Annotated in this window: 28 protein-coding genes and 1 riboswitch; of the genes, 14 read left to right on the forward strand and 14 right to left on the reverse strand. The window is 69.0% G+C overall.

The features are described from left to right. Nucleotides 1-11: 11 nt before the first annotated feature. From AC1RL8_RS25765 to AC1RL8_RS25775, 3 genes are read left to right on the forward strand one after another with little or no spacing between them, the layout of a single operon-like run. Nucleotides 12-962 carry a PhoH family protein gene (locus AC1RL8_RS25765; RefSeq protein WP_172438305.1) on the forward strand — a complete coding sequence of 317 codons (951 nt, stop codon included), beginning with the start codon at nucleotides 12-14 and terminating at the stop codon, nucleotides 960-962. Between the two features lies 1 nt (nucleotide 963). Further along, nucleotides 964-1,431 (forward strand): rRNA maturation RNase YbeY, encoded by a 468-nt coding sequence (gene ybeY, locus AC1RL8_RS25770; RefSeq protein ID WP_492686447.1) that lies wholly within the window; start codon nucleotides 964-966, stop codon nucleotides 1,429-1,431. A 12-nt stretch (nucleotides 1,432-1,443) separates the two neighbouring features. After that, nucleotides 1,444-2,070: a class I SAM-dependent methyltransferase gene (locus tag AC1RL8_RS25775; RefSeq protein WP_492686446.1), complete on the forward strand. Its 627-nt coding sequence runs from the start codon at nucleotides 1,444-1,446 to the stop codon at nucleotides 2,068-2,070. Here AC1RL8_RS25775 and dtd read toward each other — a convergent pair. Next, nucleotides 2,042-2,485 (reverse strand): D-aminoacyl-tRNA deacylase, encoded by a 444-nt coding sequence (dtd, locus tag AC1RL8_RS25780; RefSeq protein WP_099793121.1) that lies wholly within the window; start codon nucleotides 2,483-2,485, stop codon nucleotides 2,042-2,044. The two genes, AC1RL8_RS25775 and dtd, sit on opposite strands and share 29 nt — an antisense overlap. Next, on the reverse strand, nucleotides 2,482-3,396 hold the full coding sequence (locus tag AC1RL8_RS25785; protein WP_095746881.1) for a cation diffusion facilitator family transporter: 915 nt from the start codon (nucleotides 3,394-3,396) through the stop codon (nucleotides 2,482-2,484). Before AC1RL8_RS25785 ends, dtd begins: the two co-directional genes overlap by 4 nt. Nucleotides 3,397-3,547: 151 nt before the next feature. Between AC1RL8_RS25785 and AC1RL8_RS25790 the strand changes: the two genes are divergently transcribed. Together AC1RL8_RS25790 and AC1RL8_RS25795 are read left to right on the forward strand one after the other, a co-directional pair. Then, a complete protein-coding gene (locus AC1RL8_RS25790) occupies nucleotides 3,548-4,033 on the forward strand; it encodes a FecR family protein (RefSeq protein ID WP_369630225.1) in 486 nt (161 codons plus the stop codon). A gap of 4 nt (nucleotides 4,034-4,037) precedes the next feature. After that, a complete protein-coding gene (locus tag AC1RL8_RS25795) occupies nucleotides 4,038-4,652 on the forward strand; it encodes an OmpA family protein (protein ID WP_492686445.1) in 615 nt (204 codons plus the stop codon). A 55-nt stretch (nucleotides 4,653-4,707) separates the two neighbouring features. On the opposite strand, the gene tyrS is transcribed toward AC1RL8_RS25795, so the two are convergent. Beyond that, complete coding sequence (gene tyrS / locus AC1RL8_RS25800; protein ID WP_492686444.1) at nucleotides 4,708-5,940, reverse strand: tyrosine--tRNA ligase; 1,233 nt, start codon at nucleotides 5,938-5,940, stop codon at nucleotides 4,708-4,710. 161 nt (nucleotides 5,941-6,101) lie between these two features. On the opposite strand from tyrS, the gene AC1RL8_RS25805 reads away from it, so the two are divergent. Further along, nucleotides 6,102-7,448, forward strand: a complete 1,347-nt coding sequence (locus AC1RL8_RS25805) for a M23 family metallopeptidase (protein WP_062479224.1) — start codon at nucleotides 6,102-6,104, stop codon at nucleotides 7,446-7,448. Nucleotides 7,449-7,465: 17 nt separating this feature from the next. After that, nucleotides 7,466-8,617, forward strand: a complete 1,152-nt coding sequence (locus AC1RL8_RS25810) for an anhydro-N-acetylmuramic acid kinase (RefSeq protein WP_492686443.1) — start codon at nucleotides 7,466-7,468, stop codon at nucleotides 8,615-8,617. 6 nt (nucleotides 8,618-8,623) lie between these two features. On the opposite strand, the gene mdtD is transcribed toward AC1RL8_RS25810, so the two are convergent. From mdtD to AC1RL8_RS25840, 6 genes are all read right to left on the reverse strand, one after another. Then, nucleotides 8,624-10,057 carry a multidrug transporter subunit MdtD gene (gene mdtD / locus AC1RL8_RS25815; protein WP_492686442.1) on the reverse strand — a complete coding sequence of 478 codons (1,434 nt, stop codon included), beginning with the start codon at nucleotides 10,055-10,057 and terminating at the stop codon, nucleotides 8,624-8,626. Between the two features lie 90 nt (nucleotides 10,058-10,147). Continuing rightward, complete coding sequence (gene erpA / locus AC1RL8_RS25820) at nucleotides 10,148-10,513, reverse strand: iron-sulfur cluster insertion protein ErpA (RefSeq protein ID WP_056577477.1); 366 nt, start codon at nucleotides 10,511-10,513, stop codon at nucleotides 10,148-10,150. Between the two features lie 197 nt (nucleotides 10,514-10,710). Continuing rightward, the gene (gene rpsI / locus AC1RL8_RS25825; protein ID WP_062479216.1) at nucleotides 10,711-11,103 is read right to left on the reverse strand and encodes a 30S ribosomal protein S9; all 393 of its coding nucleotides are present in this window, start codon (nucleotides 11,101-11,103) and stop codon (nucleotides 10,711-10,713) included. Between the two features lie 12 nt (nucleotides 11,104-11,115). Beyond that, entirely contained in the window at nucleotides 11,116-11,547 is a 432-nt protein-coding gene (gene rplM, locus AC1RL8_RS25830; RefSeq protein ID WP_062479213.1) for a 50S ribosomal protein L13, read from the reverse strand. A 205-nt stretch (nucleotides 11,548-11,752) separates the two neighbouring features. Beyond that, nucleotides 11,753-13,021, reverse strand: a complete 1,269-nt coding sequence (locus tag AC1RL8_RS25835) for a S1C family serine protease (RefSeq protein WP_492686582.1) — start codon at nucleotides 13,019-13,021, stop codon at nucleotides 11,753-11,755. Between the two features lie 5 nt (nucleotides 13,022-13,026). Then, nucleotides 13,027-13,629: a hypothetical protein gene (locus tag AC1RL8_RS25840; RefSeq protein WP_492686441.1), complete on the reverse strand. Its 603-nt coding sequence runs from the start codon at nucleotides 13,627-13,629 to the stop codon at nucleotides 13,027-13,029. A 162-nt stretch (nucleotides 13,630-13,791) separates the two neighbouring features. Between AC1RL8_RS25840 and AC1RL8_RS25845 the strand changes: the two genes are divergently transcribed. Further along, entirely contained in the window at nucleotides 13,792-14,751 is a 960-nt protein-coding gene (locus AC1RL8_RS25845; RefSeq protein WP_492686440.1) for a 23S rRNA (adenine(2030)-N(6))-methyltransferase RlmJ, read from the forward strand. Nucleotides 14,752-14,761: 10 nt separating this feature from the next. Here the strand turns inward: AC1RL8_RS25845 and AC1RL8_RS25850 are convergent, their stop codons facing one another. From AC1RL8_RS25850 to ahcY, 4 genes are read right to left on the reverse strand one after another with little or no spacing between them, the layout of a single operon-like run. Beyond that, complete coding sequence (locus AC1RL8_RS25850) at nucleotides 14,762-15,400, reverse strand: septal ring lytic transglycosylase RlpA family protein (protein ID WP_095746890.1); 639 nt, start codon at nucleotides 15,398-15,400, stop codon at nucleotides 14,762-14,764. A 53-nt stretch (nucleotides 15,401-15,453) separates the two neighbouring features. Further along, nucleotides 15,454-16,278 (reverse strand): methylenetetrahydrofolate reductase [NAD(P)H], encoded by an 825-nt coding sequence (metF, locus tag AC1RL8_RS25855; protein ID WP_062482359.1) that lies wholly within the window; start codon nucleotides 16,276-16,278, stop codon nucleotides 15,454-15,456. A gap of 10 nt (nucleotides 16,279-16,288) precedes the next feature. Continuing rightward, a complete protein-coding gene (locus tag AC1RL8_RS25860) occupies nucleotides 16,289-17,122 on the reverse strand; it encodes a TlyA family RNA methyltransferase (protein ID WP_159279420.1) in 834 nt (277 codons plus the stop codon). 5 nt (nucleotides 17,123-17,127) lie between these two features. Beyond that, nucleotides 17,128-18,567 (reverse strand): adenosylhomocysteinase, encoded by a 1,440-nt coding sequence (gene ahcY / locus AC1RL8_RS25865; protein WP_070062885.1) that lies wholly within the window; start codon nucleotides 18,565-18,567, stop codon nucleotides 17,128-17,130. Between the two features lie 65 nt (nucleotides 18,568-18,632). Continuing rightward, nucleotides 18,633-18,701, reverse strand: a riboswitch (S-adenosyl-L-homocysteine riboswitch). A 251-nt stretch (nucleotides 18,702-18,952) separates the two neighbouring features. On the opposite strand from ahcY, the gene phaP reads away from it, so the two are divergent. From phaP to AC1RL8_RS25895, 6 genes are all read left to right on the forward strand, one after another. After that, nucleotides 18,953-19,450 (forward strand): TIGR01841 family phasin, encoded by a 498-nt coding sequence (phaP, locus tag AC1RL8_RS25870; RefSeq protein WP_062482351.1) that lies wholly within the window; start codon nucleotides 18,953-18,955, stop codon nucleotides 19,448-19,450. A gap of 22 nt (nucleotides 19,451-19,472) precedes the next feature. Continuing rightward, nucleotides 19,473-20,402: an alpha/beta fold hydrolase gene (locus tag AC1RL8_RS25875; RefSeq protein WP_159272801.1), complete on the forward strand. Its 930-nt coding sequence runs from the start codon at nucleotides 19,473-19,475 to the stop codon at nucleotides 20,400-20,402. Between the two features lie 45 nt (nucleotides 20,403-20,447). Further along, nucleotides 20,448-20,891, forward strand: coding sequence for a hypothetical protein (locus AC1RL8_RS25880; RefSeq protein WP_492686439.1), 444 nt, complete (start codon nucleotides 20,448-20,450; stop codon nucleotides 20,889-20,891). Then, nucleotides 20,888-21,961 carry an alpha/beta fold hydrolase gene (locus AC1RL8_RS25885; RefSeq protein ID WP_492686438.1) on the forward strand — a complete coding sequence of 358 codons (1,074 nt, stop codon included), beginning with the start codon at nucleotides 20,888-20,890 and terminating at the stop codon, nucleotides 21,959-21,961. Before AC1RL8_RS25880 ends, AC1RL8_RS25885 begins: the two co-directional genes overlap by 4 nt. A 25-nt stretch (nucleotides 21,962-21,986) precedes the next feature. Continuing rightward, nucleotides 21,987-22,580 (forward strand): GNAT family N-acetyltransferase, encoded by a 594-nt coding sequence (locus tag AC1RL8_RS25890; protein ID WP_139706027.1) that lies wholly within the window; start codon nucleotides 21,987-21,989, stop codon nucleotides 22,578-22,580. Nucleotides 22,581-22,646: 66 nt separating this feature from the next. Further along, on the forward strand, nucleotides 22,647-24,275 hold the full coding sequence (locus AC1RL8_RS25895) for a peptide chain release factor 3 (protein ID WP_062482912.1): 1,629 nt from the start codon (nucleotides 22,647-22,649) through the stop codon (nucleotides 24,273-24,275). Here AC1RL8_RS25895 and AC1RL8_RS25900 read toward each other — a convergent pair whose 3' ends face one another. After that, nucleotides 24,276-25,079: an ABC transporter permease gene (locus AC1RL8_RS25900; protein ID WP_492686437.1), complete on the reverse strand. Its 804-nt coding sequence runs from the start codon at nucleotides 25,077-25,079 to the stop codon at nucleotides 24,276-24,278. Nucleotides 25,080-25,114: the final 35 nt, after the last annotated feature.

Genomic DNA, 25,114 nt, shown 5'->3' on the forward strand with positions numbered 1-25,114 from the left:
TTTTCCTTGAAATGTCCGGCGTGATTCTGCGACACACCTTTACCCCCCTGAACAATTCGCGCCTCGGCCACCTGTGCGGCCCGCTGGATGCGCACCTGCGCCGCATCGAGGACGCCCTGGGCGTGAAGATCGCGCACCGCCACGAGCAGTTCAAGGTCGACGGCCCCAAGGCCCCGGCGCAGCGCGCCATGGAGGTGCTGCAGGCGCTGTACGAGATCGCCCAGCGCGCCATCGACCCGGCCGTGGTGCAGCTCACGCTGGCCGGCGACGGCTCGATGAGCGACGAGGACGCGGCCATGCTCGTCACGCGCCGCGCCGACCTGCGCGCCCGCACACCCACGCAGGCGCTGTACCTGGACAACATCGCCAAGCACGACATCACCTTCGGCATCGGCCCGGCCGGCACCGGCAAGACCTACCTGGCGGTGGCCTGCGCGGTCGATGCGCTGGAACGCGCGGCGGTGCAGCGCATCGTGCTCACGCGCCCGGCCGTGGAAGCCGGCGAGCGGCTGGGCTTCCTGCCGGGCGACCTGACGCAGAAGGTCGACCCCTACCTGCGCCCGCTGTACGACGCGCTGTACGACCTCATGGGCTACGAGAAGGTGCAGAAGGCCTTCGAACGCAACGTGCTCGAGATTGCGCCGCTGGCCTTCATGCGCGGGCGCACGCTGAACAACGCCTTCGTGATCCTCGACGAGGCGCAGAACACCTCGGTGGAGCAGATGAAGATGTTCCTCACGCGCATCGGCTTCGGCGCCAAGGCGGTGGTGACGGGCGACGTGAGCCAGATCGACCTGCCCAAGCAGCAGCTCAGCGGCCTGATCGACGCCGAACGCGTGCTCAAGCGCGTGGCCGGCATCGCGACCACGCACTTCACGAGCGCCGACGTGGTGCGCCACCCACTGGTGGCGAAGATCGTCGATGCCTACGACGGCCAGCGCAAGCGCTCGGGAGGCCACTGACATGGCGGCCTCTCTGCTTCCGGCCCTGTCGCTGTCGCTGCAGTTCGGGCGCTTCAAGGGCGTGGAGCGGCACCGCGCCGCGCTGCCGCGCCACAGCGTGACGCGCTGGATCCGCCACGCGCTGGACATCGACGGCGAGATCACCGTGCGCATCGTCGACACCGAGGAGGGCCAGCGCCTGAACCGCGAGTTCCGCGGCAAGGACTACGCCACCAACGTCCTCACCTTCGACTATGCGCAGGGCCCGGTCGTGATGGCCGACCTGGTGCTGTGCGCGCCCGTGGTGGCGCGCGAAGCCAAGGAAAACCGCAAGACGCTCTCCGCGCACTACGCACACCTGCTGGTGCACGGCACGCTGCACGCGCAGGGCTGGGACCACGAGACCAGCGAAGCCGACGCGGACGAGATGGAAGCGTACGAAATCGAGATCCTCGCGGGCCTGGGCATTCGCAGCCCGTACGGGCGCTGAGCGGAGGTCGCGATGGCGTCGGGCACCGATCCCTGGCTGCCGCGCTGGCTGCCGCTGCTGCGCGCATGCGCCGGCGACGGGCCGGTGCTCGAACTGGGCTGTGCAGCCGGTCGCGACACCGCCACGCTGGTCGAGGCCGGCTTGCGGGTGGTGGCGGTCGAGCTGTCGTCTGACGCGCTGACGCAGGCGCCGCAACGCGTGCCCGAAAGGGCCGAGTTTCACTGCGGCGATTTCCGCGACGCTTGGCCGCTCGCGGAGGGCGCCACGGTCGGCGTGGTGCTCGCGAGCCTGTCGCTGCACTACTTCGCGTGGGACGAGACGCTGGCGCTGGTGCGGCGCATCCACCGCGTGCTGCGGCCGGGTGGCGTGCTGCTGTGCCGCCTCAATTCGGTCAACGACCGGCACCACGGCGCGCGCGGCCCGTCGGTCAGCGGGCGGGACGAAGACTTTTTCTACACGGTGGACGGCATTCCCAAGCGCTTCTTCGACCGCGCCGCGGTCGAGCGGCTGTTTGCCGACGGCTGGCAGCTGCAGCACCTCGAGGAGGTGCGCGTGCTGCGCTACGACGAACCGAAGGTGGCGTGGGAAGCGGTGATCCGCCCCGCGCCGTTCACGCCGTCATCTGCAGCGGGATCGTGACCGGCCCGTCGTTCAGCAGGTGCACCTGCATGTCGGCACCGAATTCGCCCGTTGCCACCACCGGGTGCGCGCCGCGCGCCTGCGCCACGAAGTACTCGTAGAGCCGGCGGCCTTCGTCGGGCGGCGCCGCGAGCGTGAAGCTGGGGCGGTTGCCGCCGCTCACGTCCGCGGCCAGCGTGAACTGGCTCACGACCAGCAGGCCGCCGCCGATGTCCTGCACGCTGCGGTTCATCTTGCCGGCCTCGTCCGAGAAGATGCGCAGCTTGAGGATCTTGGCGAGCAGGCGGTCGGCCACGCTGTCGGCGTCGCCGCGTTCGGCGCACAGCAGCACCAGCAGGCCGGCCTCGATGGCGCCGACGGTCTGGCCCGCGATGTCGACGCGGGCGTGGGCGACGCGCTGGAGCACGGCTTTCATGAATGGTGGTCCTCGAGTCGGGTGGCGCGCGCTTCCATGGTGAGCGGCAGCAGTTGGATGGTCACGCGCAGGCCGGGCACGGCGTCCATGAGCGACTGTTCCAGCTCGTCGCGCAGGTTGGCGGCGCGCTGCAGTGTCCAGTCGCCGGGCACGTGCATGTGCAGGTCGGCAAAGCGGCGCTGGCCGGCGCCGCGCGTCACCATGTCGTCGAAGCGCAGGCGGTCGCCCTCGGCATGGTTGGCGGCGAAGGCGTCGAGGGTGGCGCGCACGGTGGCGAGCGTCTCGGCGTCGAGCGCCTCGTCCATCAGGCCCTGCGACGAGCGCCACACGAGCTTGAAGCCCTCGCGCACGATGTTGAGCGCCACGCCGATGGCGATCAGCGGGTCGAGCCAGAGCCAGCCGCTGAAATGCACGGCCACGATGCCGACCAGCACGCCGACCGAGGTCCACACGTCGGTCATCAGGTGGCGCCCGTCGGCCTCCAGCGCAATGGAGCGGTGCGCGCGCGCCGCGCGGAACAGCACGAACGCCAGCGCCGCGTTGAAGCCCGAGCTGATCACCGACAGCGCCAGGCCCCAGCCCAGCTGCTCCAGCGGCTGCGGCGACAGCAGCCGCAGCACCGACACCCACAGGATGGCGACGGCGGCGGCCACGATCAGCAGGCCCTCGAAGCCGGACGAGAAGTACTCGGCCTTGTGGTGGCCGTAGGGATGGTCCTCGTCGGCCGGGCGCTCGGCGATGGTCACCATGGCCAGCGCGAACATGGCGCTCGCGAGGTTCACGCAGGACTCCATGGCGTCCGAAATCAGGCCCATCGAGTTCGTCAGGTAGCCGGCCCATCCCTTCAGGAGGATGGTGATCAGGGCCACCGCGACAGAGACGCGAAGCAGCGTTTTAGGGGTCAACGTCATGCAGAAAGAACAAGATCAGGTAAAAAGGGCCTGTGCGGGCGGGCATTACGTCGCAGGAATCGGCTGAATTATCAGCCGCGTGACCATATGTAACGCCTTCGCCTTAATATTTGCGCTCATTGCGAAGCAATCAGTCACAGAGAGGCAAATGATGAAGAAATTTTTGACCGCCGCCCTCGGGCTCGCCATCGTCGGCGCAGCCACCCTGGCCCAGGCCCAGGCTCCCGCTGCGGCGCCCGCAGCAGCCGCGCCCCAGCAGGCCGGGTTCGTGAAGACGGTGCGCGGCAACGTCCAGCTGCTCGACAGCGCCGGCGCCACGCGCACGGCCGCCCCCGGCGACGCGCTGGGCGCGGTCGATCGCATCGTGACCGGTCCGGATTCTTCCGCAGCCGTCGTGCTGCGCGACAACACCACGCTGATGGTCGGCCCGTCCTCGCGCATGGACCTGAAGGAATTCCACTTCGACGGCACCACCCGCGACGGCGGCATGCTCGTGTCGCTGCTGCGCGGCTCGATGCGCATGATCACCGGCCTCATCGGCAAGACCAACCCCGACGCCGTGCGCGTCGAAACCCAGACCGCCACCATCGGCATTCGGGGCACGGACTTCATCGTGCAGACCGACGGCCAACCCTGAAAAGATGCAGACACTGTTACGCCGCTCCTCCCTTCTTCTCGCGACCACGATCGCCCTGTTCCTGGCCGCCTGCTCCTCGCCGGGCACGCGCGTGGTGCTGCTGCCCCAGGCTGACGGCACGCCCTCCGCCGTGGTGGTGCGCGCCAAGGACGGCGAAGAAGTGCTTTCCAAGCCCTACCAGCGCGCCACGGCCGCGGTGGGCGCGAGCGGCGCACCGGTGGTCGACCAGGCCGATGCGGCCAAGGTCCAGGCCGAGAACAAGCCCCTGTTCGACATGCGCCCGCCGCTTCCGCAGCGCTACACGGTGTTCTTCGAAGTGGGCACCACCACGTTGACGGCGGCGTCGCAGCAGATCATGACCGAGGCGCTGGCCGCCGCGCTGGCCCGCAGCGGCGGCGACATCGTGGTGACCGGCCACACCGACACCAAGGGTGCCGGCGAGCAGAACGACCAGCTGTCGCGCCGCCGCGCACAGGAAGTGGCCCAGCTCTTCGTGGAGCGCCAGTTCCCGGCGAACCGCATCGAGGCCGTGGGCCGCGGCGAACGCGACCTGGCCGTGCCCACCGCCGACGAGGTGGACGAGCCCCGCAACCGGCGCGTGACCATCGAGGTGCGCTGATCCTGCGCGCCGGCTCCCATTGAAAAAGGCCCCGAGGGGCCTTTTTTTCTTGCGATCAGCTCAGGGTCACCCGCGCGAACTTGCGCTTGCCGACCTGCACCACGTAGCTGCCCGCAGGCAGCTTCAGGCCCTTGTCGGACACCACGACCGAATCGATTCGCACGCCGCCGCCGTCGATCAGGCGGTTGCCCTCGCCCGACGACGACGCCAAGTTAGCCTGCTTGAGCAGCTGGCCGATGCCCAGCGGGGCGCCGCTCAGCGCCACCTCGGGAATCTCGTCGGGCACGCCGCCCTTGCTGCGGTTGATGAAGTCCTGCTCCGCCGCGTCGGCCGCCGCCGCGCTGTGGAAGCGCGAGGTGATTTCCTTGGCCAGCGCCACCTTGGCGTCCTTCGGGTTGCGGCCGGCCGCGATCTCGGCCTTCAGCGCCTCGATCTGCGCCACCGACTGGAAGCTCAGCAGCGTGTACCAGCGCCACATCAGCGTGTCGGAGATCGACAGCACCTTGGCGAACATGCTGTTGGCGTCCTCGCTGATGCCGATGTAGTTGCCCTTGCTCTTGGACATCTTCTCGACGCCGTCGAGCCCTTCGAGCAGTGGCATAGTGAGTATGCACTGCGGCTCCTGGCCGTATTCCTGCTGGAGGTGACGGCCGACGAGCAGGTTGAACTTCTGGTCCGTGCCACCCAGCTCGAGGTCGCTCTGCAGCGCCACCGAGTCGTAGCCCTGCATCAGCGGGTACAGGAACTCGTGCACCGAGATCGACTGGCCGGCCTTGAAGCGCTTGTTGAAGTCGTCGCGCTCCATCATGCGCGCCACCGTGTACTTGGCCGCCAGCTGGATCATGCCGCGCGCGCCCAGCGGGTCGCTCCACTCGGAGTTGTAGCGGATCTCGGTCTTCGACTCGTCCAGCACCAGCTTGGCCTGGGCGAAGTAGGTCTCGGCGTTGGCGCGGATCTGCTCGGCCGTGAGCGGCGGGCGGGTGCTGTTGCGGCCGGAGGGGTCGCCGATCAGCGAGGTGAAGTCGCCGATCAGGAAGATCACGCGGTGCCCCAGGTCCTGGAGCTGGCGCATCTTGTTGAGCACCACCGTGTGTCCGATATGAATATCCGGTGCGGTCGGGTCCAGGCCCAGCTTGATGCGCAGCGGCTTGCCGCTGGCTTCCGCCTTCTGGAGCTTCTTGATCCACTCGTCCTGCGGCAGCAGCTCGTCAGCGCCGCGGAGGGAGATTTCGAGGGCTTGTCTTACACCATCGGAGAGGCTGGTGGATGTAACAGATTCGGCGTTCATGGGCTTTTTTGGCGGTTTTTCCGGTGGCCGAAGCTATACTCAGCCCGACTTTTCAAGCGCCGGATTCTAAGCGGCGCTTTTTTTCCGCACCGTCTCCTGCCGCCCTGAACGCACTGGGCCTTGCAGCACGGACCTGCAGAACCTGAGTTGGAATCCACAGTTTGATCAACGGCATTCTCGCCGCCGAGGAGCTTCTCGCTTCCCGCGTGGCCTACACATTCCGGACGTACCCCAAGCAGATCACCGCAGCGATCGCTGCGATGCTGCTCAGCGCCGGCACCCTCGCGGTCGCCTCGCTCGGTCCCGACGCGTCCGACCTCCCCATCCAGCAAGTGCTCGAAGCCACCGCGCCGGTGTCTTTCGCCGACCAGTCGGCGTCGCTCGAGAACTTCAGCTTCACGCTGTTCCGCACCGACGTCTCGCGTTCCAGCGACACGGCCGAGGCGCTGATGAAGCGCCTGGGCATTTCCGACCCCGCCGCCACCGCCTTCGTGCGCGGCAACGCCGAAGCGCGCATGGCGCTGTTCGCGCGCGTGGGCCGCACCGTGACGGCCGAAGCCACGCAGGAAAACCAGCTGCAGAAGCTCAGCGCCCGCTGGATTCCCGACGCCGACGGCGGCTTCAAGCGTTTCGTCGTCGAGCGCACGCCCACCGGTTTTGTCGCCCGCACCGAGCGCGACATGCTGACGCCGGGCACGCGCCTGGCCAGCGGCACCATCCGCAGCTCCCTGTTCGCTGCCACCGACGACTCGCGCATTCCCGACGCGGTGGCGAGCCAACTGGCCGACATCTTCGCGGGCGACGTCGACGTGCGTTCGCTGCGCAAGGGCGACCGCTTCGCCGTGGTCTACGAGACCTTCGAAGCCGACGGCCAGGCGCTGCGCAGCGGCCGCGTGCTCTCGGCCGAGTTCGAGAACAACGGCAAGGTCCACCAGGCCGTCTGGTTCCAGCCCCCGGGCGCGGGCCAGAAGGGCAGCTACTACCGCCCGAACGGCGACAGCCTGCGCAAGGCCTACCTGGCGTCGCCGGTCGAGTTCTCGCGCGTGTCCAGCGGCTTCGCGATGCGCATGCATCCGATTTTGAACAGCTGGCGCCAGCACAACGGCATCGACTACGCGGCGCCCACGGGCACCGCGGTGCGCACGGTCGGTGATGGCACGGTCGATTTCGCCGGCACGCAAAGCGGCTACGGCAACATCGTCATCATCAACCACCGCAACAACCAGCAGACGGCCTACGCCCACCTGAGCCGCATCAACGTGAAGGCCGGCGAGAGCGTGAGCCAGGGCCAGACCATCGGCGCCGTCGGCTCCACCGGCTGGGCCACTGGCCCGCACCTGCACTTCGAATACCGCGTCGGCGGGGCCTACCAGGACCCGACCACGATCGCGCAGGAAGGCGGCGCACCGATCACCGCCGCCCTGCGTCCGGCCTTCGAACGCATCGCCGTGGGCGCCCGCACCGAGCTGGCCGCCGCCTTCTCGGTGATCCAGGCCAGCGCCGACTGAGCCTCGCTCCCCTGGGCATGGCCGCCGCACCGCAGCCGCCGCAGCAACGCTTCATCGGCCTGATGTCGGGCACCTCGCTCGACGGGGTCGACGGCGTCATTGCCGATTTCTCCGACGACGGCCACCTCGCGGTGATCGGCCACGCCAGCGCCGACTTTCCCGCCCCGCTGCGCGCCGAGCTGCTGGCGCTCAATACCCCCGGCGACAACGAACTGCACCGCGCGGCCCTGGCCGGCAACGGCCTGGCGCGGGCGTATGCCGACGTGGTCGCGCAACTGCTGGCCCGCACCGGCACCGCCCCGCAAGCCGTCACTGCCATCGGCGCCCACGGTCAGACCGTGCGCCACCGGCCGCTCGAGTTCGACGGCACCGGCTACACGCTGCAGGTCAACAACCCTTCGCTGCTGGCCGAACTGAGCGGCATCGACGTGGTCGCCGACTTCCGCAGCCGCGACCTCGCGGCCGGCGGCCAGGGCGCCCCGCTGGTGCCGGCCTTCCACCAGGCCCTGTTCGCCCGGCCCGACGCGCCCGTCGCCGTGCTGAACCTCGGCGGCATCTCCAACCTGAGCTTGCTGCCCGCCACGAGCGCGCCGGCGGGCACTGCTGCCCCCCTGCTGGGCTTCGATTGCGGCCCTGCCAACGCGCTGATGGACCACTGGTGCCAGCGCCACCTCGGCCAGCCCTTCGACCGGGGCGGCCAGTGGGCGGCCAGCGGGCGCGTGCTGCCCGAGCTGCTGGCCCGGCTGCAGGCCGAACCGTATTTCACCAAGGCGCCGCCAAAGAGCACGGGGCGCGATTTATTCCACCCGGACTGGCTGGCCGGCCATCTGGGTACAGCAACCTGGGCGTCTGCCGATGTGCAGGCCACGCTGGCCGAACTGACCGCCAGCACCTGCGCGGTGGCCCTGAGAAGCTATCAAAAAGAGAGCGCCTTGCTGATCGTCTGCGGCGGCGGCGCACTCAACGACCACCTCATGGGCCGCTTGCGCGCCCTGCTGCCCGGCGTGCAGGTGCAGGCGTCGTCGGAACACGGCCTGCCGCCCCAGCAGGTCGAGGCGGCCGCCTTCGCGTGGCTGGCCCGGCGCACCGTCCGGCGCGAACCCGGCAACCTCGCGAGCGTGACCGGCGCGCGCGGGGCGCGGGTGCTCGGCGCGATCTACCCGGCCTGATCTGCGTCAGCCCTGGCCGGAGACCTCCGGCTGTGCAGGCTGTGCCGCCCGCACTTCTGCCGGCAGATGCCAGAAGATCAGCGCCGAAGCCACCGTGATGAGCCCCATGGTCGCGAACGTGGCCTGGAACGCATCGAGCGTCTGCACCGCCGTGGCCGTGCCGAACACGCCGTTGTAGCCCGCCAGCACCGCGCCGGCGGCGGCCACGCCCAGGCTCATCGCCAGCATCTGCACCATCGACAGCAGGCTGTTGCCGCTGCTGGCCATGCCGCCGTCGAGGTCCTTCAGGGTGATGGTGTTCATGGCCGTGAACTGCAGCGAGTTGACCGCGCCGAACACCAGCAGCTGCAGCAGGTGCAGCGCCACCGGCTGCCCCGGCGCCGTGAGGCCGAAGCTGGCCATGGTGCAGCCGACCAGCACCGTGTTGGCGACCAGCACGCGGCGGTAGCCGTGGCGCGTGATCAGCGGCGTGGCAAAGCGCTTCATGGCCATGCCGGCCAGCGCCACCGGCAGCATCATCAGCCCGGCGCGCACCGGCGAATAGCCCATCGACACCTGCAGCAGCAGCGGCACCAGGAAGGGCATGCAGCTGCTGCCCAGGCGCGAGAACAGGTTGCCCAGCAGGCCGATGCTCAGCGTCGGGATGCCGAACAGCGCGGGCGAGAACAGCGGCTCGGGCGTGCGCGCCGCGCGCAGCCAGTAGGCGACCACGGCGGCAAAGCCGAAGATCAGCACCGCCATCACCCCGCCCTGGCGCAGCCCGAGCCCCGACACGCCGTCGACCGCCAGCGAGATCGCCACCATGCCGAAGGCCAGCAGCGCGTAGCCCACGCCGTCGAAGCGCTTCTGGAGGGCGCCGCGCAGGTCCGGCATGTAGCGCAGCGTGGCGATGCAGCCGGCCAGTCCCACCGGCACGTTGATCAGGAAGATCCAGTGCCAGGAGGCGTACTGCACCAGCCAGCCGCCCAGCGTGGGCCCCAGCAGCGGCCCGATGAGCCCCGGAATGGCCACGAAGCTCATCGCCTGCAGGAACTCGCCGCGCGGCACCGTGCGCAACAGCGCCAGGCGCCCCACAGGCAGCAGCAGCGCCCCGCCCAGGCCCTGCACCACCCGCGCCGCCACGAGCTGCCCCAGCCCCTGCGAGAGCGCGCACAGCACCGAGCCGGCCGCGAACAGCACGATGGCGCAGAAGAAGATGCGCCGCGTACCGAAGCGGTCGGCGATCCAGCCCGAGGCCGGGATCAGCATCGCCATGGTGAGCGCGTAGGCCACCACCACCGACTGCATGCGCAGCGGGCTCTCGCCAAGGCTGGCGGCCATGGCGGGCAGCGCCGTGTTGATGATGGTGGCGTCCAGCGTCTGCATGAAAAAGCCCACGGCCACGAGCCACAGCAGGCTCTTGCGGGCGGGATCGACGGGAACGGCGGTTTCGGGACTCATCGGGAAAGCGTGGACTCAGGAAAACGACGGGCAGCAAAAAGCCGCCCGGAGGCGGCTTTTTCGAGGGGGCTGGTCAGCAGCATCCAGGCATCAGGCCGAGAAGCTGGAACCGCAGCCGCAGGTGCTGGTGGCGTTCGGGTTCTTGATGACGAACTGGGCGCCCTGCAGGTCTTCCTTGTAGTCGATCTCGGCGCCGAGCAGGTACTGGTAGCTCATGGCGTCGATCAGCAGCGACACACCGTTCTTGGTCATGGTGGTGTCGTCTTCGTTGGTGATCTCGTCGAAGGTGAAACCGTACTGGAAGCCCGAGCACCCGCCGCCCTGCACGAACACGCGCAGCTTCAGGTCGGGATTGCCCTCTTCGGCGATCAGGTCGGCGACCTTGGCGGCCGCGCTGTCGGTGAAGACGATCGGCTCGGGCATCTGGGTCTGGATGTTTTCGGCAACAGCGCTCATGGGGTGAAACTCCTTGGGGGGCCGCTTGGGCGGCCAATGGGACGGATGCTACTGCAATGCCGCAATCTCGGCAGGCCGACTGTGGCGAGCACCCATCGCAAGTGGGGTCGGGCGCCGCATCCGCCAAGAGCACCCGGGGGACGCGGCCACGAAAAAGCCGCCCGAGGGCGGCTTCTTGTCTCGCAACGCGCAGGGGATCAGCGCTTGCTGAACTGCTTGCGGCGACGGGCGGAGTGCAGACCGACCTTCTTACGTTCGACTTCACGTGCGTCACGCGTCACGAAGCCGGCTTGGCTCAGGACGGGCTTCAGCGAAGCGTCGTAGTCGATCAGGGCACGGGTGATGCCGTGGCGCGTGGCGCCGGCTTGACCCGATTCGCCGCCGCCGTTCACGTTGACCATCACGTCGAAAGCTTCGAGGTTGTTGGTCAGCGCCAGGGGCTGCTTGGCGATCATGATCGAGGTTTCACGGCCGAAGAACGCTTGGATGTCCTTGCCGTTGACCGTGATCTTGCCGGTGCCTTTTTTCAGAAACACACGGGCGACGCTGGATTTGCGACGGCCGGTGCCATTGTTCCATTCACCAATCATTCTCAAGGCTCCTTACAGTTCCAGCACTTTGGGCTGTTGGGCGGTATGCGGGTGCTCAGCACCACCGTACACCTTGAGTTTCTTGATCATCGCGTAACCAAGCGGGCCCTTGGGCAGCATGCCCTTGACAGCCTTTTCCAGGGCGCGGCCCGGGTGCTTGTTCTGCATGTCGCGGAAGTTCGTCGCCGTGATACCGCCCGGGTAGCCCGAGTGACGGTAGTACACCTTGTCGATCGACTTGGCGCCGGTGACGCGCAGTTGCGCGGCGTTGATGATGACGATGTAGTCACCGGTATCGACGTGAGGCGTGTAAATGGCCTTGTGTTTGCCGCGCAAACGGAGAGCAACTTCGCTGGCTACTCGTCCGAGGACCTTGTCGGTCGCGTCAATCACAAACCACTCGTGCGTCACGTCAGCGGGCTTGGCGCTGAACGTTTTGGTCATGAGTTTTTCTCTTGAAAGAGGGTTTGGCGAGCCCTTTTCCACGGTCGGCGTTCCTCTGATGGGAATCTCTTAGGTGGGTTTTCACGCCTTCCGCCCAATGAAAGGGTGGCTGGCATGCCTTCGCCGCGGGGCTACAAAAACGCTGCGAAGCCCGCGATTATATGAAGAAATGGCCGAACGGCCAATTTCCGGGCTTCCGGGGGCCTCAGCGCTGGATGCGGACCAGCTCCAGGCTCTCGTTGGCCCCCGAGGAGACCCCGCGCTGGTATTCGCCCTCGAAACGGACGACCCGGCCCAGCTCGGGGCTGTACCAGGCGGCGCCCCGAAAGCGCGTGCTGGCGCCGGTCAGCGGCAAGCTGGTGGTGCTGGAGGCGAAGATCCAGCCCTCGTAGCCGATGCGCATCACGTTCAACTCCACCCCGTCCACACGCATCGTCTGCTCGCCGCCCACCGAGGCGGTGAGTTCATGCCGCAGCCGGTCGCCGGTGGTCGTCACGTAGTCGAGCTGCCAGCGCATGCCGGGCTGGATGTCGTCCTTGCGCAATGCCCAGCCGCCCGGCGGCGACGCGGTGTCGAACAGGCCGCCGGCCGGCGACGTGATGGAGACCACCTGCCCGTTGGTCTTCTCGATCCGGCTGCCAGCATTGAACGACACCTCGTCGCCGCTGACCCGGTCCACCCGGTAGATCACCGGCGCCCGGTTGCCCGTCAGCCGGTCCGTGCGCACGTACTCGAGCGCGTCGCCGGCGCGCAGCGGCTCGGTCAGCGGGATGCCCGCCCCACCGGCGTCGGCCACCCGTCGGGCGGCAGCGCCCGCAGGCTCCCGGGCCCGAGCCGCCAGCTGCGCCTGGGCGCGGGCTGGCAGTTCCGCCAGGAACTCGGCCGGCATGGCGAAATTCAGGTTGCCGCCGTCGCGGGCGGCGAAGGTGGTGATGCCCAGCAGGCGGCCGTCGCTGTCGAACAGCCCGCCGCCGCTCGATCCGGGCGCAATCGCCGCCGTGGTCTGCAGCAGCCGCGCCTCGCCGTCGCCACCGCGCAGGCCCGACAGCAGGCCTTCGCTGAGTGTGTTTTCCAGCCCGCGCGGGTTGCCGATGGCGTACACGCGCTGCCCCACCCGCGCACCGCCGGCGGGCGCCAGCGCCACCGGCGGCGCCGTGAAGTTGGCGACCTTGATCTGGCACAGGTCGCGCCCCGGGTCCGGGTATTCGAGCGTGGCGCCGTAGGTGACGTTGTCGCGCCTGACCACGAAATTGCTGGCCTTGGCGAGCACGTGGCAGTTGGTGACGAGCCGGCCGGGCGCGATCACCACGGCGCTGCCGGCGCGCAGCGGGCGTTCCTGCGCGTCGAAGGTGCGCACGGCCCAGACGCTGCCGGTCAGCTTGGCGAACAGGGCGTCGGGCTCCAGCGCGGCGGCGGGGCCGGCAGCCAGCAGGGCGCCCGCGGCGCACAGCCACGGCGCGGCGTTCTTCCACATCGGCTTCACGGCTTGGCGGGCAGCAGGCCGCGCAGGTCGTCCATCGAGACGCGGGCGTCGGGCGCGGCGGACGGTGCTGCGGGCGCGGGGCGCGCCGGAGCGGGCGGCGCAACCGCCACGGGAGGCGGCGGTGGCGCGACCACGGCCGGCGCGGGCGCAGGCACAGGCGCTGCCACGGCCGTCTTCGGCGCCGGCGCAGCCGCCATCTCGGTCGTGCCGATCTTCATGCCGACGGTCGCTTCATCGCCGGTCTGCGCGCTGCGGTCGAAGCTGCGCACCTCGCCGAAGATCAGCCGGATCCAGCTCGGGTAGTTGAAGCCCGCGCCGGTGCCGGCGTCGATCGCCACGCCGACCAGGCCGCCGATCATCACGTTGCCGACCAGGCCCACGTTGGCGCGCGAAATCGCCTGGCCGCGGGCCGGCGGCAGGCCGGACTGGGTGCATTCGATGTTCAGGTTCTCGCCCGAGCGCCGCACCGGCAGGGTCAGGCCGGAGCGCACCACCGCATCATTGCGGTCGTTCGAGACCCGGCAGCGGGCGCCGTCGACCACCTTGCCCTCGGGCGACAGGGTCTCGACCTTCACGTTCTGCGTGGTGCCGTGGGTCACGGAGGCGCAGCCCGTCAAAATAGACAAAACACCCGCGCCGACGCACAGGCCCCAAAATCGCCATCCGGCTCCTCGCATTGCTGCCCCTCGTTGTGTTTTGTAAATCAATGTAGCGCCGCGCGAGTCTAGCGCTCCCCTTTCCACTTTTTCAGGCCTCATTCCATGTTCAGTTACCGCCACGCGTTCCATGCCGGCAACCACGCCGACGTGCTCAAGCACACGGTCCTGATTGCCACCCTCGACCACCTGCTTGAAAAAGACGCCGCGCTGACCGTCGTCGATACCCACGCCGGCGCCGGCCTGTACCGGCTCGACGGCGACTACGCCGGCACCAGCGGCGAAGCGGCCGACGGCGTGCTGCGCTTCTTCGCCGCACCGGAGAAAGCCCCCGACACGCCCGCCCCCACCGCCAAGTCGACGGGCAAGAAACCCGCAGCCCCCGCCGAAGAAAAGCCGGTCGCCGAAGCCATCGCCCGCTACCTGAGCGTGATCCATGACTTCAACCCCAAGGGCGGCGCGCGCGTCTACCCCGGCTCGCCGTTCATCGTGCAGCACCTGCTGCGCGACCACGACAAGCTCAAGCTGTTCGAGCTGCACCCGACCGACGCCCGCACGCTGGACGCCAACATCGCCCAGCTCGAGGCCGGCCGCCGCATCGCCGTGCTGCGCGACGACGGCTTCGGCAGCGCCACCAAGTTCCTGCCGCCGCCCTCGCGCCGCGCGCTGGTGCTGATGGACCCGAGCTACGAAATGAAGACCGACTACGGCCGCGTGCTCGACTTCGCGGCCGAGGCGCTCAAGCGCTTCGCCACCGGCACGTATGCCGTCTGGTACCCGATCATTCCGCGCCCCGAGGCGCACGACCTGCCGCGCCGCCTGAAGACGATGGCGACCAAGGCCGGCAAGCCGTGGCTGCACGCCACGCTGACGGTCAAGTCGAGCAAGATCACGAAGGACGCCGCCTCGGGCGAAACGCAGCGTCCGGGCCTGCCGGCGAGCGGGATGTTCCTGATCAACCCGCCCTACACGCTGAAGGCGCAACTGGCCGAGGCACTGCCCCAGCTGGCCGAGCGCCTGGCCCAGGACCGCAACGCCGCCTACTCGCTCGAGAGCGGCGGCTGAGGCCGGCCGCTCAGCGGCGCTTGCGCGGCGGCACGATCACCCGCTTGCGCGCAGGGGCCGGCGCACGCACGCGCGACGTCGGCGCCTCGGGCAACAGCGCGGGCTGCAGATCTTCCGCCGCCACGGCCTGGCCGCCGCAGCGCATGCCCTCGCGGTCGATGACCGACAGCGCCACCTGCTTGATGCCCATGCTCGTGAGACCGATGCGGTCGGCCGCGGCGCGGCTCAGGTCGATGATGCGGCCCGGCGTGAAGGGCCCGCGGTCGTTGACGCGCACCAGCACCTCGCTGCCGTTGACCAGGCTGCGCACGCACACGCGCGTGTTGAAGGGCAGCGTCTTGTGGGCCGCCGTCATGGCGCCCATGTCGAAGCGCTCGCCGTTGGCGGTCTTGCGCTGATGGAACTGGATGCCGTACCACGACGCGCCACCACGCTCGAAGATCTCGCGCGGCTCATCGCCGGGCACGCCATCGTCCAGCGACTCGCCGGTGCCGGACACCGCGAGGTCGTAGCGCACCGACGGCACGGCCGAGCGCGGGGCCGCGCCGGGCGGCACGGCCAGGCCGCGTCCCAGCGGCTGCAGCCGCTTGCCGGACGCCGCCGGCGCGGCGGCGGTGTCCGCGTCTTTCTCCTGCGTGGCAGGCGGCATGGTGCACCCTGCGAGCACGCAGGAGACCGCGACGGCGACCGCGCGCAGCCCTCTCAATCCAGGCGCTCCAGGATCGCCAGCGTGGCCGCCGACTGGTTCATCGTGTAGAAGTGGATCGCGGGTGCGCCGCCCGCTTGCAGGCGCGCGCACAGGTCGGTCACCACGTCCAGGCCGAAGGCCTTGATGGAGGCCGTGTCGTCGCCGAAGCCCTGCAGCCGCAGGCGGATCCAGCGCGGGATCTCGGCGCCGCAGGCGTCCGAGAAGCGCATGAGCTGCGTCGAGCTCGTGATGGGCATGATGCCCGGCACGATCGGCGTGTCGAGCCCCAGCTTGCGCGCGTCGTCGACGAAGCGGAAGTAGGCCTCGGGGCTGAAGAAATACTGCGTGATAGCCGAGTCGGCCCCCGCCTTCATCTTGGTGGCGAAGGCTTGCAGGTCGGCTTCGGGCGAGCGCGCCTGCGGATGCACTTCGGGGTAGCAGGCCACCTCGATGTGGAAGTCGCGGCCGGTCTCCTCGCGGATGAAGGCGACGAGGTCGCTCGCGTACTGGAACTCGCCGCCGATGCCGTAGCCGCTGGGCAGGTCGCCGCGCAGCGCCACGAGGCGCTTGACCCCCATGGCCTTCAGCTCGGCCAGCTGCTCGCGCACGGTCGCGCGCGTGGCGCCGATGCACGAGAAGTGGCTCGCGGCGTCCACGCCCTCGGCCAGGATCTCCTGCACCGCACCGAAGGTGCCCTGGTGCGTGGAGCCGCCCGCGCCGTAGGTGACGGAGCAGAACTGCGGCTTGCGCGCATACAGCTGCTGGCGCACGGCGCGCAGCTTGACCGCGCCTTCAGGCGTCTTGGTCGGGAAGAATTCGAAACTCAGCGGAAGGCGCACCTGCGTCTCCTTAGGAACCGTCGCCCGCCTTGGCAGCAGCGCGAACGGCGTGAATGAAAAACTCGCGGTTGCCGTCGCCCCCGGCGATCGGGCTGTCGAACCAGCGCAGCACCTTCAGCTCGAGCGCCGCGCAGGCGTCGTGCAGGCGCTTCTCGACCACAGCGTACATCGCCTCGTCGCGCACGATGCCGCCCTTGCCGACCTGGCCGGGCTGCAGCTCGAACTGCGGCTTGACCAGCATCAGCAACTGGCCGTCGTCAGCCAGGAACTGCACCACGGCCGGCAGTACCAGCGTGAGCGAGATGAAGGACAGGTCGCCGACGATGAGATCGAAGCGCGGCTCAGGCGGGGCTTCGACGACTTCGAGCGCCTCACCCACCTCGTCGTCCTCGCCCTCGTCCACCTGCAGGTCGGCCGGCGACAACGCCCGCGCATTGACGCCTTCGATGGCGACCACGCGTTCGTCCTCGCGCATGCGCGCATGCAGCTGCCCGTGGCCCACGTCGACGCCCACCACCTTGGCGGCGCCATGCTGCAGCAGGCAGTCGGTGAAGCCACCGGTCGACTGGCCGACGTCCAGGCAGAGCTTGCCCGTCGGGTCCACGCCGCTGGTCTTCAGCGCGCCTTCGAGCTTGAGGCCGCCACGCGACACGTAGCGTGCCTCGGCGGCGTCGGCGAGTTCGAGCTCGGCCGACTCGGGCACTTCGTCCTTGTTCTTGGCGACGTTGCGCCACGCGTCGCCCGTGCCCGCGTCACGCCAGCGCATGCCGCCGGCGATGAGCCGCACGGCTTGCGAACGCGACGCGGCCAGGCCGCGCTCCACCAACAGTTGATCGGCGCGCACGCGGATCAATAGCGGTAGGTGTCCGGCTTGTAAGGGCCGTTCTTGTCCACGCCGATGTAGGCGGCCTGGGAGTCGGTCAGCTCGGTGAGCATGGCGCCGACCTTCTTCAGGTGCAGGCGCGCGACCTTTTCGTCCAGGTGCTTGGGCAGCACGTAGACCTTGCCGGCCTGGTAGGCGTCGGGCTTGGTGAACAGCTCGATCTGGGCGATGGTCTGGTTGGCGAACGACGACGACATCACGAAGCTCGGGTGGCCCGTGCCGCAGCCCAGGTTCACCAGGCGGCCCTTGGCCAGCAGGATGATCTTCTTGCCGTCCGGGAAGGTGATGTGGTCGACCTGCGGCTTGATCTCTTCCCACTCGTACTTCTCGATCGACGCGACGTCGATCTCGTTGTCGAAGTGGCCGATGTTGCAGACGATGGCCTGGTCCTTCATGGCGGCCATGTGCTCGTGGCGGATCACGTCGCGGTTGCCGGTGGTGGTCACGAAGATGTCGGCCTTGTCGGCGGCGTACTCCATGGTCACGACCTTGTAGCCTTCCATCGCGGCTTGCAGGGCGTTGATCGGGTCGATTTCGGTGACCCACACCTGCGCCGACAGTGCACGCAGGGCCTGGGCCGAGCCCTTGCCCACGTCGCCGTAGCCGGCCACGCAGGCCACCTTGCCGGCGATCATCACGTCGGTCGCGCGCTTGATGCCGTCCACCAGCGATTCGCGGCAGCCGTACAGGTTGTCGAACTTGCTCTTGGTGACCGAGTCGTTCACGTTGATGGCGCGGAACAGCAGCGTGCCCTTGGCGCTCATCTCGTTCAGGCGGTGCACGCCGGTGGTCGTCTCTTCGGTCACGCCGATGATCTCGGCCGACTTGCGGGTGTACCAGGTGTCGTCCACAGCCAGCTTGGCCTTGATGGCGGCGTAAAGAATGCGTTCTTCTTCGCTGGTCGGGTTGGCGAGCACGCCCAGGTCTTTTTCAGCGCGCTGGCCCAGGTGCATGAGCAGCGTGGCGTCGCCGCCGTCGTCCAGGATCATGTTCGGGCCTTCGCCCTTCGAGCCCTTGGGGCCGAAGTCGAAGATGGCGTGGGTGTAGTCCCAGTAGTCCTTCAGCGACTCGCCCTTGATGGCGAACACCGGCGTGCCGGCGGCGGCGATGGCGGCGGCGGCGTGGTCCTGCGTCGAGAAGATGTTGCACGAGGCCCAGCGCACTTCGGCGCCCAGGGCTTGCAGCGTCTCGATCAGCACGGCCGTCTGGATGGTCATGTGCAGCGAGCCCGTGATGCGCGCGCCCTTCAGGGCCTGGCCCTTCGAGAACTCTTCACGGATGGCCATCAGGCCGGGCATCTCGGTTTCGGCGATCTTGATTTCCTTGCGGCCCCAGGCGGCAAGGGACAGGTCGGCAATCGCCTGGTCGGCGGTCGAGACGGGGGTGGGCTTGAGTACAGCGCTCATGTGAACTCCAAAACTGGTTTGAAAGATGCCACTGCGTACGGGGAAGAAAGACTCACCGCGAGAACAGCGGGTGAGCGTGGTTGCGATGTGGTCCGAGCCTCACGCCTGACGGCGCTGCAACGCTCCTCGGAGCGCCGGATTGTAGTCGCGGCCGCCCGGCCCGCCAATCGGCCGGGGCATCCCACATCACGGAAAGCGCGGACGCCCGCGAGGCCGGGCCGGGCGGCGCGGGCCACCCCGGGAAACTCCGCAGGCAAATCCGCGCTTGGAGCGCCCTGAGCCGCGCCGGCCCGGCGTATCGTGGCGGCGGGCCCCGGCCGCCCGGCCGCTGCCTGCATCCACCCGTTCGATTGTTTTCATCACCCGACACAGGAGATTCCGCACCATGGCCACTGCCAAGAAAGCCGCCGCGAAAAAAACCACCGCCAGCAGCGCCGGCGCGAAGCAGGCGGCGCCGTCCGCCGCGGACATGCTCGATCCGATGAAGAACCTCAAGGGCATGGCCGAGCGCCTGCAGAACCTGAACCTCACCGGCGGCGCCGGCAAGCTGCTCGACAGCGGCCGCAAGGACCTGCAGGCACTGATGCAGGCCAACGAGAAGTCCTACCAGGGCCTGCAGACCGTGGTGCAGCGACAGACCGAAATGATCAAGACGGCCATCGCCGAATGGCAGACCGCCGCCAAGGCGATGCCGGGCAAGGACCCGAAGGAAAACCTCGCCAAGCTCGACGAGCTGGGCCGCCAATCGTTCCAGCGCGCCGTCGACGACATCAAGGAACTGGCCACCCTGGCCGCCAAGTCGCAGGCCGACGCCTTCGACGTGGTGCGCCAGCGCATCCAGGCCAACGTGGACGAGGTCACGAAGCTGCTGCAGCGCAAGTAACAAGAAGAAAAGAAAGGCCCGCATGACCGCCGTCGCGCCCCGCACCGAACGGCGCACCCGCGCCAACGGCATCGAACTGGCCTGGGACAGCTTCGGCGACCCCGAGGCGCCGCCGCTGTTGCTGGTCATGGGCCTCGGCGCCCAGATGGTCGCGTGGGACGACGCGTTCTGCGCCGGCCTGGCGCAGGCCGGCGGCCACCATGTGATCCGCTTCGACAACCGCGACATCGGCCACTCCACCCACCTGCCGCACGCCGGCGTGCCCGACATCCAGGCGCTGATGCTGCAGGCCATGGCCGGGCGCCCGCTGCAGGTGCCCTACACGCTGCGCGACATGGCCGACGACTGCGCCGGCCTGCTCGACGCGCTGGGCATCGCACGCGCCCACGTCGTGGGCGCGTCGATGGGCGGCGCCATCGGGCAGGAGATGGCCATCCACCACCCGGGGCGGATGCGCTCGCTCACCAGCATCATGTCGAGCACCGGCGACCCGGCCCTGCCGCCGCCCACGCCCGAGGCGCTGGCGGTGCTGTTCGCGCCCGCGCCGACCAGCTTCGAGGCCTACCTGCCGCACCACGCCAAGCTGTGGCGCGTGCTGCGCGGGCCCGACGCCTTTCCGCTCGACGAGGCGCGCGACGCCGAACGTGCGCAGCTCGCATTTCTGCGCGGCCTCAACCCAGGCGGCGTGGCGCGCCAGCTGGCAGCCGTGTTCGCGTCGGGCAACCGCAAGCCGGCGCTGCGCGCGGTGCAGGTGCCCACGCTGGTGATCCACGGCGACGTCGACCCGCTGGTGCCCGTGGCCTGCGGCATCGACGTGGCCGAGGCCATTCCCGGCGCGACGCTGCTGCGCATTCCGCGCATGGGCCATGCGCTGCCGATCGCGATGTGGCCGCAGATCATCGAAGCCATCGCCGCGCACACCGCACGGGCGGCGCGGCGCGACGATCACTGAAGAAAAAAAGAGACACGACAACGACCCCAGACGGAGGTGTTTTTCATGAGCCAATTTCCGTCCCTCGATCCCATGGCCCTGTGGCGCGAGCTCACGGCCCAGTGGGAAAAAAGCACCAACGAATTCGCCAACGAAGCCATGGCCTCGGACCCGTTCCGCCAGGGCATGCACGGCGGCATGAACGCCTCGCTCACCGCGCAGAAGGCGGTGGGCGACCTGATGGCGCGCTACCTCACGCTGCTGAACCTGCCCACGCGCGCCGACCTGCAGGCGCTGGGCGAGCAGCTGCACCGCATCGACGACCACCTGGCGGGCATCCGCCGCGCGCTGGAAGGCGGGGCCGGGCCTGCCGCGCGGACCGCCGATGCAGCTGCTGCGCCGCCCCGGCCGCGCCGCACCAAGCAGCCGCCCGCGGCGGCGGCAGCGCCTGCACCGGCCGCCAAGGCCGCCGCCGCCAAGAAACGCCCCGCCGGAAAGCGCCGCCCATGAGCGCGCCGCCCGACACCTTCCAGCTGCCCGACATCCGCGGCGAGATCGAGCGCACCATCCAGCGCAACATCAAGGGGCTGGACTTCCTGACCTCGACCGCGCCCGCCGTCGGCCTCACGCCCAAGGACGAGATCCACCGGCGCGGCACGCTGAGCCTGTACCACTACCGCCCGATGGTCGACGAGATCTACCGCGTGCCGGTGCTCATGGTGATGGCCACCACCAACCGCGCCTACATCTTCGACCTCGCGCCGGGCCAGAGCATGGTCGAGTATTTGCTGCTCAAGGGCTACGACGTCTACGTGATGGACTGGAACGCACCGCGCCCCGACGAGAAGCGCCTGCGCATCGAGGACTACGTGCTCGACTTCATTCCCGATTCGATCCGCCGCGTGCAGGAAGACTCGGGCGAGGACGACGTGACCATCGCCGGCTACTGCATGGGCGGCGTGCTCTCTACGCTGTACGCGGCGCTGCACCCCGGCGGGCCGATGAAGAACCTGGCGCTCTTCACCACGCCGATCGACTTCAGCCGCATGAAGCTCTTTCATGCGTGGTCCGACCGGCGTTTTTTCGACGTCGACCGCCTCATCGACACCGTGGGCAACGTGCCGCCCGAGATGCTGTTCGCCTCCTTCGACATGCTGCGCCCCGCCGGGCGCGGCGCCGGGCTGGTGCAGCTGTGGGACAACATGGCCAACGACGAGTTCGTCAAGTCGTACCGCATGTTCGACCGCTGGGGCGCCGAGATGCTGCCGCTGGCCGGCGAGTACTTCCGCCAGACCGTGAAGGAACTCATGTGGGACAACAAGCTGCACAAGGGCGAGCTGGTGCTCGGCGGGCGCCCCGTGCTGCTGAAGAACATCACCGTGCCGGTGCTGCACGCGCTGGCGCAGCACGACCACATCGTGCCCTACGAGGCGGGCCAGCCGCTGATCGCCGGCATCGGCTCCACCGACAAGGAAGAGGTGGTGCTCAAGGGCGGCCACGTGAGCCTGGCGGCCGGCACCAACGCCGTGCGGCGGCTGTGGCCCAAGCTCGACGAGTGGCTGGGCTTGCGCTCCACCTGACGAACACAACCATCCCCCTACGCTCATGACCGCATCTTCTTCCCGCACCTACCCGCGCACCGTTTCCCACGCGGACGGCGACATCGCCCTGCGCCTGATGACCGGCGCCGACGCCCCCGCCGTGCTGGCCTTCGCGCAGGCGCTGCCGGCGCACGACCTGCTCTTTCTGCCGCGCGACATCACCGAGCCCAAGGTGATGGCCGCCTGGGTCCGCGCCATCGAGCGCGGCGACATCGACAGCGTGCTCGCCGTGCGCGACGGCGCCGTGCTGGGCTGCGCCGCCGTCATCCGCGACCCGCATTCGTGGTCGGGCCACGTGGCCGAACTGCGCGTGCTGGTGTCGCCCGCGCTGCGCGGCGGCGGCCTGGGCCAGCAGCTGGCGCAGGAGGGCTGCGCGCTGGCCTTCGCCCACGGGCAGGAAAAGATCGTCGCCCAGATGACCGTCGACCAGCGCGGCGCCATCGCCGTCTTCCAGGCCCTGGGCTTCCGGCCCGAGGCCCTGCTGACCCGCCACGTGAAGGACCGCGAGGGCAAGGCGCACGACCTCGTGGTGCTGAGCCAGGACGCGGCGCAGGTCGAGGCGCAGATGCGGGCGTACGGGGTGACGGAGGCGTTTTAGGCCTACAGCCCAGGGTTGGCGGGGCGGCCTCCTAAAATCGGGGGATTCCCCTGCAGATTGCCCACCTTGTCTTTTCTCGCCGAAACCCGCCGCCGTCGCACCTTCGCGATCATTTCCCACCCTGACGCCGGCAAGACCACGCTGACCGAAAAATTGCTGCTGTTCTCGGGCGCGATCCAGATCGCCGGCTCGGTGAAGGCCCGCAAGGCCTCGCGCCACGCCACCTCCGACTGGATGGAAATCGAGAAGCAGCGCGGCATCTCGGTGGCCTCGTCGGTGATGCAGATGGTGTACCGCGAGCACGTGATCAACCTGCTCGACACGCCCGGCCACAAGGACTTCTCGGAAGACACCTACCGCGTGCTCACCGCCGTCGACTCGGCGCTGATGGTGATCGACGCGGCCAACGGCGTGGAAGCGCAGACGCGCCGGCTGATCGAGGTCTGCCGCCAGCGCGACACGCCCATCATCACCTTCGTCAACAAGATGGACCGTGAAGTGCGCGAGCCGCTGGACATCCTGGACGAGGTGGAGCGCGAACTCGGCATGCCCTGCGTGCCCATGACCTGGCCCGTGGGCCAGGGCAAGAGCTTCCGCGGCATCATGAACCTGCGCACCCAGGCGATGACGGTGTTCGAGTCGGGCAGCGAGCGGCTGCCGCACGACTTCGAGACCATCCCGCTGAGCGAGCGCGACACGCTCGTCAAGCGTTTCGGTGCCGACTTCGAGCACGCCATGGAAAGCATGGAACTGGCCACCGGCGCCTCCCCCACCTGGGACCGCGAGGCCTTCCTGGCCGGCAAGCAGACGCCGGTGTTCTTCGGCTCGGGCGTGAACAACTTCGGCGTGATGGAAGTGCTCGACGCGCTGGTCGACCTGGCGCCCTCGCCGCAGTCGCGCACCAGCACCACGCTGGTCAACCGCCAGCCGGTGGTGAAAGAGATCCAGCCCGAGGACAAGGACTTCGCGGGCGTGGTCTTCAAGGTGCAGGCCAACATGGACGCCAACCACCGCGACCGCATCGCCTTCGTGCGCATGGCCTCGGGCAAGTACACGCCGGGCATGAAGCTGAAGGTGCAGCGCACCGCGAAGGAGCTGCGCCCCACCAGCGTCGTGACCTTCATGAGCCAGCGCCGCGAAGCGGTGGAAGAGGCGTATGCCGGCGACATCGTGGGCTTCACCACGCACGGCGGCGTGCAGCTGGGCGACACCATCACCGACGGCGCGAACCTGCAGTTCACCGGGCTGCCCTTCTTCGCGCCCGAGCTGTTCATGACCGTGATTTTGAAGAACCCGCTGCGCACCAAGCAGCTGCAGCAGGGCCTGGCCCAGCTGGGCGAGGAAGGCGCGATCCAGGTCTTCCGCCCCGAGGTCGGCGGCCCGATGCTGCTGGGCGCGGTCGGCCAGCTGCAGTTCGAAGTGGTGCAGCACCGCCTGAAGGCCGAGTACGACGCCGACGTGCGGCTCGAAGGCTGCCAGTACACGGGCGCGCGCTGGATCACGGCCGACACCCCGGCCGAGCTGCGCGAGTTCGTCCACGCCTACCCGGTGCGCATGGCCAAGGATGCGGCCGACACGCTGGCCTTTTTGTGCACCTCGCCGTACGACGTGCGGCTGGCGCAGGAGCGTTTTCCGAAGATCCACTTCCATCCGCTGCGCGAGCACGCGGGCCTGGCGCTGCAGAGCGCCGGCTGATCAGCTGCCCGACGAGGTGTAGTGGCGCAGCCCGAGGCGCCACGCACCGAATGCCGCCGCGAGGAACACGAAGCCCGCGAGCGGCGACACCCACCCCACCCAGGCCGGCGCGCCCAGCGGATCGGGCTTGCTCAGGATCACCAGCACCGGGTAGTACGCCACGCAGGCCAGCGGCACGATGAAGGTCAGCACGCGGCGGAACCACTGCGCATAGAGCGCCAGCGGGTACTGCGCCGCCTGCACGCCGCCATAGGTGAGCACGTTGGCGATCTCCAGGCTCTCGACGGTCCAGAACGACAGCGTGCCCTGCAGCACGAGGATGCCGAGGAACAGCGCGATGCCACCGGCCAGGGCGAACATGGCGATTGCCACGGCGCTGGGGGCCCATGCGATGTCGGCCTGCACGGTCGCGAAGGCCAGCACGAGCAGGCCCTGCAGCAGACGGCCCAGGCGGCTGATGCGCACGTCGTGGCCCATGAGCTGCAGCGCGAGCGGGCGTGGGCGCAGCAGCAACCGGTCGAAGGTGCCGGTGCGCAGGAACTCGGTGCCCAGCACGTCGAAGCCGCGGCCCAGTGCGTCGGCGAGGGCGAACATGCAGTTCACGAGGCCGTAGAACAACGCGACTTCGCCGATGCCCCAGCCCTGCACCTCGCCGAAGCGATGGAACAGCGCCCAGACGGCGACGACCTCGATGCCTGTGCCGAGGAACTGGCCCAGGGTCAGCAGCAGTGCGGACGCGGGATACCTGGCCTGGCCGCTGATGGAGGCGGCCATGAGACGGAAGAAGAGAGGGAGGGCGCCCATCTTCAATGGCCCTCGCGGCCTGTGTCGCCGTGGTT

The organism is Variovorax sp. GW822-FHT04E09 (assembly GCF_058800845.1).

What these genes read in the sequence shown, in the direction of transcription:
- ahcY (WP_070062885.1), bottom strand. Translation starts at nt 18,567, where the DNA reads ATGAGCGCTGTACTCAAGCCCACCCCCGTCTCGACCGCCGACCAGGCG.
- AC1RL8_RS25775 (WP_492686446.1), top strand. Translation starts at nt 1,444, where the DNA reads ATGGCGTCGGGCACCGATCCCTGGCTGCCGCGCTGGCTGCCGCTGCTG.
- erpA (WP_056577477.1), bottom strand. Translation starts at nt 10,513, where the DNA reads ATGAGCGCTGTTGCCGAAAACATCCAGACCCAGATGCCCGAGCCGATC.
- AC1RL8_RS25790 (WP_369630225.1), top strand. Translation starts at nt 3,548, where the DNA reads ATGAAGAAATTTTTGACCGCCGCCCTCGGGCTCGCCATCGTCGGCGCA.
- ybeY (WP_492686447.1), top strand. Translation starts at nt 964, where the DNA reads ATGGCGGCCTCTCTGCTTCCGGCCCTGTCGCTGTCGCTGCAGTTCGGG.
- AC1RL8_RS25810 (WP_492686443.1), top strand. Translation starts at nt 7,466, where the DNA reads ATGGCCGCCGCACCGCAGCCGCCGCAGCAACGCTTCATCGGCCTGATG.
- AC1RL8_RS25885 (WP_492686438.1), top strand. Translation starts at nt 20,888, where the DNA reads ATGAGCGCGCCGCCCGACACCTTCCAGCTGCCCGACATCCGCGGCGAG.
- AC1RL8_RS25795 (WP_492686445.1), top strand. Translation starts at nt 4,038, where the DNA reads ATGCAGACACTGTTACGCCGCTCCTCCCTTCTTCTCGCGACCACGATC.
- mdtD (WP_492686442.1), bottom strand. Translation starts at nt 10,057, where the DNA reads ATGAGTCCCGAAACCGCCGTTCCCGTCGATCCCGCCCGCAAGAGCCTG.
- AC1RL8_RS25845 (WP_492686440.1), top strand. Translation starts at nt 13,792, where the DNA reads ATGTTCAGTTACCGCCACGCGTTCCATGCCGGCAACCACGCCGACGTG.
- AC1RL8_RS25785 (WP_095746881.1), bottom strand. Translation starts at nt 3,396, where the DNA reads ATGACGTTGACCCCTAAAACGCTGCTTCGCGTCTCTGTCGCGGTGGCC.
- dtd (WP_099793121.1), bottom strand. Translation starts at nt 2,485, where the DNA reads ATGAAAGCCGTGCTCCAGCGCGTCGCCCACGCCCGCGTCGACATCGCG.
- AC1RL8_RS25880 (WP_492686439.1), top strand. Translation starts at nt 20,448, where the DNA reads ATGAGCCAATTTCCGTCCCTCGATCCCATGGCCCTGTGGCGCGAGCTC.
- rplM (WP_062479213.1), bottom strand. Translation starts at nt 11,547, where the DNA reads ATGACCAAAACGTTCAGCGCCAAGCCCGCTGACGTGACGCACGAGTGG.
- rpsI (WP_062479216.1), bottom strand. Translation starts at nt 11,103, where the DNA reads ATGATTGGTGAATGGAACAATGGCACCGGCCGTCGCAAATCCAGCGTC.
- tyrS (WP_492686444.1), bottom strand. Translation starts at nt 5,940, where the DNA reads ATGAACGCCGAATCTGTTACATCCACCAGCCTCTCCGATGGTGTAAGA.
- AC1RL8_RS25875 (WP_159272801.1), top strand. Translation starts at nt 19,473, where the DNA reads ATGACCGCCGTCGCGCCCCGCACCGAACGGCGCACCCGCGCCAACGGC.
- AC1RL8_RS25850 (WP_095746890.1), bottom strand. Translation starts at nt 15,400, where the DNA reads ATGCCGCCTGCCACGCAGGAGAAAGACGCGGACACCGCCGCCGCGCCG.
- AC1RL8_RS25765 (WP_172438305.1), top strand. Translation starts at nt 12, where the DNA reads ATGTCCGGCGTGATTCTGCGACACACCTTTACCCCCCTGAACAATTCG.
- AC1RL8_RS25835 (WP_492686582.1), bottom strand. Translation starts at nt 13,021, where the DNA reads ATGTGGAAGAACGCCGCGCCGTGGCTGTGCGCCGCGGGCGCCCTGCTG.
- phaP (WP_062482351.1), top strand. Translation starts at nt 18,953, where the DNA reads ATGGCCACTGCCAAGAAAGCCGCCGCGAAAAAAACCACCGCCAGCAGC.
- AC1RL8_RS25900 (WP_492686437.1), bottom strand. Translation starts at nt 25,079, where the DNA reads ATGGGCGCCCTCCCTCTCTTCTTCCGTCTCATGGCCGCCTCCATCAGC.
- AC1RL8_RS25890 (WP_139706027.1), top strand. Translation starts at nt 21,987, where the DNA reads ATGACCGCATCTTCTTCCCGCACCTACCCGCGCACCGTTTCCCACGCG.